The sequence below is a fragment of the Acinetobacter sp. UBA3025 genome, assembly GCF_002367915.1.
Taxonomy (GTDB): Bacteria; Pseudomonadota; Gammaproteobacteria; order Pseudomonadales; family Moraxellaceae; genus Acinetobacter.
This window is the reverse complement of sequence record NZ_DFDO01000154.1, coordinates 1-8,353: the sequence shown is the minus strand read 5'-3', so window position 1 is coordinate 8,353 and position 8,353 is coordinate 1. Positions and strand designations below refer to the sequence as shown.

Here is an 8,353-nt window from a genome sequence, read left to right as displayed (position 1 = left end):
CGAGAACGGAATCGACCAGCTTTCATACAGGGCTGCCAGACACAGGAACACGATCAACAGTGAAAGCGCGTACAAGAATGGTGCTTGTGCGCCAGACTCACGTTCTTCCAGAGACAGACCAGTCCATTCATAGTCGAAACCTTGCAAGCCCATTTCTGGTAATTTCGCCACGATTTCTTCCATGGCCACCATTGCATCGCCCGAGCTGATACCCGGAGCAGGTGTACCCTGAATGTTCATGGACGATACGCCGTTATAACGCTCAAGACGTGGTGAACCGTAGGTCCATTCGCCTGTGGCAAACGCCGAGAATGGCACCATTTCACCGCGGTTATTACGCACATACCATTGGTCCAGATCTTCCGGCATCATCCGCGAGCCAGCTTCACCCTGAACATAGACTTTCTTGACACGACCGCGATCAATGAAGTCATTGATATACGAACCGCCCCAAGCAATACCCATGGTGCTGTTAATTTCAGCAACACTCACGCCCAATGCACCGGCTTGTGCATGATCGACAATGACACGGTACTGTGGAGTATCTTCCTGACCATTCGGACGCACACCAGCGAGACGCGAGTCTTGTGCTGCTAGACCGAGGATCGTATTACGTGCTGCCAGAAGTTGCTCATGACTTTGACCACTTGCAGCTTTGAGCTGTAAGTTAAAGCCAGCCGATACACCAAGTTCAGGCATCGCAGGAAGCTGCAATGGCATGATATAAGATGCATCTCTGACAATCATGTTCAACGCCATACCACGTTGAATAATGGCACCGACTTGAGCTTCCGGACTGTTACGCTCTGACCAGTCTTTCAGTTTAATAAACGCTAGGCCTGCGTTTTGACCCACACCGGTAAAGGAGAAACCTGCCACACTAAACACGGACTCGACATGCTCTTTCTCGTTTTCCAAGAAATAATTCGTCATGGTGTTAACCACGTTGTCAGTACGTTCCAGTGTTGCATTTGGTGGTAACTGAACCAGCGTCATAACGACACCTTGGTCTTCATCCGGTAAGAACGAAGAAGGCAGTTTCTGGAATAACAGCACAATAATACCCAGTACCACGGCATACACCACGCCTGAGAAAATCTTGCTGTGAGTCATACGGTTGACGCCGCCCTGATATTTCACAGAAACCTTGTCAAAACTGCTATTAAACCAGCGGAAGAAACGCGCAAATATACCATTACTTTGCGGCTTGTTCGGATCATGCTGTTTCAGCAGGGTCGCACATAGGGCAGGGGTAAAGGTTAATGCCACTATCAGCGACAAGACCATTGCTGTGACCAGCGTAATCGAGAACTGACGATAAATAACCCCGGTGGTTCCACCGAAGAAAGCCATTGGAACGAATACTGCCGATAGCACCGAGGTAATACCAATCAGTGCACCAGAAATCTGTTTCATCGACTTTTCAGTTGCAGAAACCGGATCCAGATGCTCTTCCACCATGACCCGTTCGACGTTCTCGACCACAACAATCGCGTCATCGACCAGAAGACCAATCGCCAGTACCATGGCAAACATGGTTAGGGTATTAATCGAGAAGCCGAAGACATTAATCACGGCAAAGGTACCCAATACCACGACTGGAACTGCCATGGTTGGAATAATGGTAGCACGCCAGTTCTGCAGGAACAGGAACATGACCAGGAACACTAGAATAATTGCTTCGATCAGGGTTTTAACTACACTCTTGATCGACAGTTCAATAAATGGCGTGGTGTCAAAAGCCAGTTGGTCGACCATGCCTTGCGGATAGTTCGGACGTAACTGCTCTAAGCGTTCTTCTACTGCTTGGGCTGTATCAAGTGCGTTAGCACCAGTGGCAAGTTTAATTGCCACACCACCAGCCGGTTTACCGTTAAACTTCGAATCAAACTGATAGTTATCTGCACCGAGTTCAACCCGTGCAACATCACCCAGACGGACTTGCGCGCCCGAAGTGGCATTTTTCAGGAAGATATTGCTGAACTGTTCTGGAGTTTGCAGCAGGCTTTGTGCGGTGACAGTCGCATTCAGGACTTGTCCTTCAACAGCTGGTGCACCACCGAGCTGACCCACAGCGACCTGAGCATTTTGGGTACGAATGGCAGTCGCAATATCACTTGGCGTGACTTGCAGGCTCGCCATTTTGGCTGGATCAAGCCAGATTCGCATAGCATAAGAACCACCAAAGACCTGAACTTCACCCACCCCAGCCACACGGCTTAAAGGTTCAGAAATGTTCGAATTCACATAGTCTTTGATGTCATCGGCGGTCATGCTGCCATCAGGTGAATAGAAAGCCAATACCTGCAGGAAGCTGGCACCTGATTTGGTAACACGCACACCCTGACGCTGTACATCTTCAGGAAGAAGTGCAGTCGCAGACTGTAATTTGTTTTGAACCTGAACCTGTGCGATATCAGGATCGACACCCTGTTCAAAGTTCAAGGAAATAGATGAAGAACCGTTACCCGCACTGTTAGATGAGATATAACGCAGACCATCCAGACCATTCATTTGCTGCTCGATGATCTGCGTTACTGTATTTTCGACCGTTTCAGCAGATGCCCCTGGATAAGTCGCAGAAATCGTGACTGTAGGCGGAGCAATGGTCGGATACTGGGCAATCGGCATTTTGGTCAGGGTCAAAATACCTGCCAGCATGATGACCAGTGCAATCACCCAGGCAAAGATAGGACGATGAATAAAAAATTGAGCCATAAACCTTACTCCTTATGCTTTGGCAGCAGGTTTTTGTTCAGATTGTTCTTTTGCATCATCCGCTTTTTGCGCTGCACCAGGTTGTTGGGCAGCAGGTTGTGCAGCACCTTGTGGCGCAGCAGCTTGAGGTTGATAAGGTTTTGGTACAACTTGCTGTTCAGGTTTTACTTTCGCAATACCATCTACAATTACTTTATCGCCTGGATTCAGACCTTCGGTCACAATCCAGTTGCTGCCTTGGGAACCAACGGTGGTCACTGGACGTGGCGTCACTTTATTGTCAGCACCGACCAGCATCGCCATCGCCTGACCTGTTGGGGTACGGGTCAAAGCTGCTTGCGGAATCAGGAAAGCATTCGGTACTTCACCCTGTACGATTTGCGCAGTGGCAAACATACCTGGAAGAAGCAGGTGATTTTTGTTCGGGAATACCGCACGTAAAGTCACGGTACCTGTTTCCGGGTTCACGCTAGCATCAGAGAATGCAAGACGGCCTTCAACCGGGTAGATACTGCCATCTTCAAGCTTCAACTTGACTTTGGTATTGTTAGAGCTGTTCAAGCTGCCTTGATTAAGCTGTTGACGTAAACGTAAAAGCTCGGCACTTGACTGGTTGATATCTACATAGATTGGATCTAGACGCTGAATCGTTACCAATGGCTCTGGCTGATTCGCTGTCACCAAGGCACCCGCTGTCACAGACGAACGGTTGGTCTGGCCCGAAATCGGAGCACGTACAGTCGAATAGCCTAGGTTGATTTCTGCATTACGCAAAGTTGCGCGATTGGCATTCAAATCAGCTTCAGCCAGTTTGACCTGTGCCGCGATGTCATCATATTCCTGTTTGGAAATGGCATTGGTACCGACCAGTTGACGGTAACGGCCTTCCTTCACACGCAATACGCCCAGATTGGCTTCAGCACGGGCAATCGCTGCACGGGCATTGTCTACTGTAGTGCGGTTGGTACTTGAATCGATTTCATACAAGGCCTGACCTTCACGCACATAGCTGCCTTCCGTGAACAAGCGTTTAAGCACCACGCCACTGGCTTGTGGACGTACGTCTGAAATTTCAAATGCTGTTGTACGACCTGAGAGCTCTACAGACTGCTCTACACTTTGCGGTTGTGCAACAAGAACACCGACTTCAGTCGGTGGCATTTGTTGTTGAGCACCAGCTTGCTGGCCCTCTTTAGGATCTTTGCTACAACCAACAAGTGCAAGACTTGTTGCCAATGCGCAAGCAGTCAGGGCAGGTGCCCAAAGCTTTGCAGACATCATTATTCCACCTCTAATTAGATTTATATCTAAATTTTCTTATTTGTGAGCCGCGCAATATCTGATCCAGACCATATACCACAACGAAATCCAAATAAAACTGATACTCCAGCCGGATATGACATCTGAAGGAAAATGTACGCCCAGATAAACTCTTGAGATCCCCATCATCAGCATCCATACCACTGCACCGATCACGATGAGGGTATAACGGGAATGTTGCCGATGGATGTAAATTGCCAAACAAGCCAGACAAGCCGCATATAGACTATGGGCACTTGGAAAGGAACTTCCAAAGCTTTCAACCAGATGCAAGGATTCTGGTGGTCGGGGTCGGGCAATTGCAAATTTCAACAGCCAAGCTAGGAGAATTCCTCCGATAATTCCGATACATATAAAAATTGCGTTTGTATACTTTTTATACCACAGCGATGCAATACACAATAGCGTGGATAAAAATAATACAAATGGCATGCCACCTATTAAGGATAAGGACTGAGTAATTTGATTCCAAAACTCGGTGCGATACAGACTCATCCATTCCACAGCTTGCAAGTCGAGCTCGTTTAAAGCGGGAATATTCAGGATGAACACACTGAAAATTAAAAATAAAATACCGACAAAAAGTAACAAGTAATGCATGCCAAAAATCCTTGTCCTTTTAACCGTTCGCAGATCGGCCAATTGTCTAAAGCAAAGTGTACTTGTCAGTACACTTTTTTTCAAGTGTGCGTATTTTATGCGAATTACATTTTTTTCGTAAGGAATTTGTTGCTAAATATACTGTAATTATCTCAGTTTTGGGTTTTTGTCGATGTATGATTTTCGTCAATTTCAATGCTTTGCTTGGGTGGCCAGAAGAAATCACTAGGTCGGGTCAGGAAGTGCGTCATGACCAGTTTTGCCAAAGGTTTCCACTGTTCAAAACGCACCCGGCGTGCGCGTAAGGCTACAATAATCGTCAGAGTGAAACTGACAAACAAGTTGGTCAGGCCAATGAGTAACACACCCAGAAAAGACACTACGATCAAGCCGATATCGGGACCATTGATCGTAATTAGACCCTGAATAAAGTTGGCAGAGGCAAAGGCGATATGGCGAATATCCAGTGGCAGACCGAGAATAAAACCAATGGTGCCCATACTGCCGAGCATGATCCCGAAAATAAAATTACCCGCCAGTGCACCCAGATTACGTTCGATATAGTCAGCAAAACGGTAAAGACGCTCTTGCCCCATCAGCTGCGATAAATGCACATGGGCTTTCAGTCGCGGGCCGACTTTGCGATAAACGGCCATATTGTCAAAATAACCGGCCAATAATCCGGACAGGAATAAACATACTCCGGCAATCGCTGCATGTGGAATCGCCAATGAAGTAAACGGATTCAGGTCATGCAGGGTTTTGGCCGCCTTGGCATGATTCATTAAAGGTTCATGCAGCGCAAAATCCCACAGCAGGGTAATCAATGCTGCTACGGGAATTGCAATAGAAATATTGCCCAAAATGGCGACAAACTGGGTGCGGATGATATTTACAATCAGCGCAGCCAGCTCGGCAATCTGAGCCATTTTCGAGCCTTTACGCTGCTGTACGGTAGCCGCCAGTGCAGCGGCAGTCATCGCCGGCTGTTTGGTTGCCACGGTAAAATGCAGCACATGAATCAGCATAAAGCCCAGCGAATAGTTCATGCTATAGCTAAAGGCCTGCATCAAAGGGGCCATGGTGAGGCGTGTCATCAGAACTTTTAAGGTGGCCATTGTCGCGATGATGGCACCAGCACCTGCAGCCGATTTGTACATGGCCAGAAAGCCTTGCTTGTCGGTACTTACATAATGTTCACCGGTCTTGCTGGCATTTTCAGTCACTTGTAAAGCCAAAAGTTCACTATTGGTGGCCAGCAGGGCCCGCACACTGCGTTCACTATAAATTGCTTCAGTAATGTCCGCCATAAACAGGCCAATGGATTGATAACGCAGATCATCGTCATCCATGACCATATTCAGCAGAATTTCGACCCGTTCCAGACACTGTTCCAGCAGTGCCAGCATATAGGTCAGGCTGACACTGACACCAGTCCGCTTGGTAGAACGGCGAATCTTGGCCACGACATCATGACATTGTTCCAGCATCACCAGTGCTTGTGAGGCATCCGGTGGGGTAATCGAATCGACTAGGGTGACTGTGTTGTAACGTTTTTTATATTCCTGAATAAACTCGTTAATCTCACGATTCTGTACCAGAAAGGGAGATTCATATTCCATCAGTTCAGGCTGGGCATTAATAAATTCAGGGTGCAGACCAATACCACTGATCCGGTAAGACAAAATGGTCAGTGCCTTGATCAGTTGATCTTTGATTCGGGTTTTTTCAGGCTGATTGGAATGTCCCTGATTCAGGACTGCAAATAAACGTTGCCAGTCATCTTCATCAAAATAGTCTAGCCAGTATTTATCAGTACGTTGATAAAAAACCTTGCGGAATAATTCCTGGAGTTGCTGATGGTCGGGAATCAGCGGTAAGACATGCGCGCCAAGGCGCTGATTCAGCTGGTTCCAGAACCCATCCAGAGACAAAATACCGGTATCGGAAAACAGACCGGTTTGTTTATAGCGGTTAATGATCCGCAGGGTAAAGGTTTGAAGCGTGGCAACCGCATTCGGGGTGAGTAATAAAGCCCGGATAAATGCATTGAATTTCGCTTCGATCTCTTCGGTATTTCTGCTGTCTTCTGGGCGTATACGTTCTACAAGTTGGATGAGCAGATTCTCATCCAGCACCGCTTGTGGTTGTTCAAGCTGATGCTGCATGCTTTGAAAAATATCAAGAAAATTAATATGCATAGGCGAGATAAGCGGCTATTGAATCCGGTGAAGAGCCAGTTTGGCCAGATTAACGAGGGCCTGACGATACTCTGAATCGGGTAATGCATTCAAGGCTTGAATTGCAATTTCTGTTTCTTCAGTTGCACGCTGGCGGCAATAATCCAAGGCGCCAGAATCATTTACGATCTTGATCACTTCTGCCAAATGATCTGTTCCGCCCGTTGCAATACTGCGACGAATAATTTCATGTGATTCACCTGTAGTATTTTTCATGGCAGCAATCAATGGCAGGGTCGGTTTACCTTCCATCAGGTCATCACCGATGTTTTTTCCTAAGGTTTCAGCATCAGATGTATAGTCCAGAATGTCATCAATAATCTGGAAAGCATTACCGAAGTGACCGGCGAATTTACGTAACGGTTCACGGAACTCAGTCTTGTCGGAAAGAATAGCTGCGCCTTCGGTCGCCAGTTCAAACAGGCGAGAAGTCTTGCCATGAATAATACTTAAATAGGTTTCTTCTGAGGTTTCTGGCTGATGTTGCGATTGTAGTTGCAGAACTTCGCCTTCGGCAATTTCGCAGGTACCCGTAGAGAAGTCTTTGAGCAGGGTCATATTGTTAAGATCGACCAGCAAATCAAAGGCACGCGAAATCAGGAAATCACCCACTAAAACCGCAGTTTGGTTATTCCAGGTAGCATTTGCAGTCGGGCGACCACGACGCAAACCTGATTCATCGACGACATCATCATGAACTAAAGTTGCCGTATGCAACATTTCGATAATGGCGGCCAGTTTGCGATGCTGTTCCAGTTCCACGGCACCACAGGCTTTCGCTGCCAACAGGCACATGATGGGGCGCATACGCTTGCCGCCAGCTTCAACGACATGCTTGCTGACCGCCATCACCAGTGCCACTTTTGAGGTAATTCCTTCGTTAATGAATGTGTCCATCGCAGCAAAGTCGTTAGCAACAGGAGCGAGAATATCTTGCTTAAAGTCGATGGCCATGTGAAAGAAAACCTCTAGTTTGGTAAATCGCAGCGGGTAGTTTAACAATTTATAACATGAGTGAAAGCTAAGAAAAGCACAAACTCCACTAAAAATCAGCTTTTTATAGCACTTATTCGAGTTTAGCCTAAATTTTGACATTTAAAAAATGAACAATATCTTTCCGCTAAAGTTTTTTTCTAAACCTTCTCAGGTAGTCGGAAAACTCGGAATTGAGCAGCGTTTTTTAGTCAGTATATCCGGTATTAATATTTGATTTTGAATGAATAATTTAATGATTTATAGGCTTTGTAATGGAGTTCATGATTATTTCCTTAAAATGGCTTGTTGTTTCTTATAATATCCCTTAAAATCTTTGCCCTTGTATAACCCCCAGTGGCGCGCGTTTTAAGATCGATATATTCCTTTATCGGCACGTCGACACGGGCATGTTTGGAGTACATTATGTACGCAGTAATCCAAAGCGGTGGTAAACAGCACCGTGTAGTTGAGGGTGAAACCCTTAAAGTTGAATTATTGAA

At 46.6% G+C, this 8,353-nt stretch carries 6 protein-coding genes; 1 reads left to right on the top strand and 5 read right to left on the bottom strand.

The window, feature by feature from the left end; translation table 11 throughout:
* The 5 genes from B4J23_RS06560 to sdsA form a co-directional block, all read right to left on the bottom strand.
* The coding region (locus B4J23_RS06560) for an efflux RND transporter permease subunit (protein ID WP_291359448.1) at nucleotides 1-2,718 on the bottom strand (2,718 nt) is incomplete at its 3' end.
* Between the two features lie 12 nt (nucleotides 2,719-2,730).
* Nucleotides 2,731-3,999: an efflux RND transporter periplasmic adaptor subunit gene (locus B4J23_RS06555; RefSeq protein ID WP_004784905.1), complete on the bottom strand. Its 1,269-nt coding sequence runs from the start codon at nucleotides 3,997-3,999 to the stop codon at nucleotides 2,731-2,733.
* Between the two features lie 36 nt (nucleotides 4,000-4,035).
* On the bottom strand, nucleotides 4,036-4,638 hold the full coding sequence (locus B4J23_RS06550; RefSeq protein ID WP_004784903.1) for a phosphatase PAP2 family protein: 603 nt from the start codon (nucleotides 4,636-4,638) through the stop codon (nucleotides 4,036-4,038).
* 152 nt (nucleotides 4,639-4,790) lie between these two features.
* The gene (locus B4J23_RS06545) at nucleotides 4,791-6,839 is read right to left on the bottom strand and encodes a site-specific recombinase (protein WP_291359439.1); all 2,049 of its coding nucleotides are present in this window, start codon (nucleotides 6,837-6,839) and stop codon (nucleotides 4,791-4,793) included.
* 15 nt (nucleotides 6,840-6,854) lie between these two features.
* A complete protein-coding gene (gene sdsA / locus B4J23_RS06540; RefSeq protein ID WP_004784900.1) occupies nucleotides 6,855-7,832 on the bottom strand; it encodes an All-trans-nonaprenyl-diphosphate synthase in 978 nt (325 codons plus the stop codon).
* Nucleotides 7,833-8,276: 444 nt separating this feature from the next.
* Here sdsA and B4J23_RS06535 point away from each other — a divergent pair.
* Nucleotides 8,277-8,353 (top strand): bL21 family ribosomal protein (locus B4J23_RS06535; RefSeq protein ID WP_291359450.1); only part of this gene is annotated, 77 nt, incomplete at its 3' end.

Coding starts and splice junctions, on each gene's coding strand:
- B4J23_RS06545 (WP_291359439.1), bottom strand. CDS start 6,839: ATGCATATTAATTTTCTTGATATTTTTCAAAGCATGCAGCATCAGCTT.
- B4J23_RS06555 (WP_004784905.1), bottom strand. CDS start 3,999: ATGATGTCTGCAAAGCTTTGGGCACCTGCCCTGACTGCTTGCGCATTG.
- B4J23_RS06550 (WP_004784903.1), bottom strand. CDS start 4,638: ATGCATTACTTGTTACTTTTTGTCGGTATTTTATTTTTAATTTTCAGT.
- sdsA (WP_004784900.1), bottom strand. CDS start 7,832: ATGGCCATCGACTTTAAGCAAGATATTCTCGCTCCTGTTGCTAACGAC.